This is a genomic window from Sporosarcina cyprini, from assembly GCF_022048975.1.
In the GTDB taxonomy this organism is placed as follows: Bacteria; Bacillota; Bacilli; order Bacillales_A; family Planococcaceae; genus Sporosarcina; species Sporosarcina cyprini.
Genome location: NZ_JAKMHX010000002.1, coordinates 1 through 822 on the forward strand (window position 1 = coordinate 1; position 822 = coordinate 822).

Genomic DNA, 822 nt, shown 5'->3' on the forward strand with positions numbered 1-822 from the left:
TCCGCTCCAATTTTGCCGGGGTGGCGGAACTGGCAGACGCACAGGACTTAAAATCCTGCGGTAGGTGACTACCGTACCGGTTCGATTCCGGTCCTCGGCATCAGGAAACAGTTCTTCATACGCGCCCGTAGCTCAATTGGATAGAGCGTCTGACTACGGATCAGAAGGTTGTGGATTCGACTTCTGCCGGGCGCGCCATCTTATAGACGGGAAGTAGCTCAGCTTGGTAGAGCACTTGGTTTGGGACCAAGGGGTCGCAGGTTCGAATCCTGTCTTCCCGACCACTTCTTGAAAATGGGGCCTTAGCTCAGCTGGGAGAGCGCCTGCCTTGCACGCAGGAGGTCAGCGGTTCGATCCCGCTAGGCTCCACCAGTACATTCAAGTACTACTATTTATATAATCCGGCGGCGTAGCTCAGCTGGCTAGAGCGTACGGTTCATACCCGTAAGGTCGGGGGTTCGATCCCCTCTGCCGCCATCTTAAAGGACCTTTAGCTCAGTTGGTTAGAGCAGACGGCTCATAACCGTCCGGTCGCAGGTTCGAGTCCTGCAAGGTCCACCAGCATTTGTCTGTATTATACGGAGGAATACCCAAGTCTGGCTGAAGGGATCGGTCTTGAAAACCGACAGGGGTGTTAAAGCCCGCGGGGGTTCGAATCCCTCTTCCTCCGCCATTTCCAAATCAACGATTACGAAATGGCGTAAGTAATAAAACGGATTTTGCTAAATAATATTATCGCGGGGTGGAGCAGTGGTAGCTCGTCGGGCTCATAACCCGAAGGTCGCAGGTTCAAATCCTGCCCCCGCAACCAAAAGGTCCCGT

The 822-nt window shown here is 54.0% G+C and carries 8 tRNA genes; all 8 read left to right on the forward strand.

Annotated features, from left to right (window positions below):
* The first annotated feature begins 14 nt into the window (after positions 1-14).
* Positions 15-100: transfer RNA gene (locus L7D49_RS00010), tRNA-Leu, on the forward strand.
* 21 nt (positions 101-121) lie between these two features.
* Positions 122-198 (forward strand) — tRNA-Arg (locus L7D49_RS00015).
* Positions 199-207: 9 nt separating this feature from the next.
* Positions 208-284, forward strand: a tRNA-Pro gene (locus L7D49_RS00020).
* 12 nt (positions 285-296) lie between these two features.
* Positions 297-372, forward strand: a tRNA-Ala gene (locus L7D49_RS00025).
* A 31-nt stretch (positions 373-403) separates the two neighbouring features.
* Positions 404-477, forward strand: a tRNA-Met gene (locus L7D49_RS00030).
* Between the two features lie 7 nt (positions 478-484).
* Positions 485-561: transfer RNA gene (locus L7D49_RS00035), tRNA-Ile, on the forward strand.
* 19 nt (positions 562-580) lie between these two features.
* Positions 581-673, forward strand: a tRNA-Ser gene (locus L7D49_RS00040).
* Positions 674-736: 63 nt separating this feature from the next.
* Positions 737-811, forward strand: a tRNA-Met gene (locus L7D49_RS00045).
* Positions 812-822 lie beyond the last annotated feature (11 nt).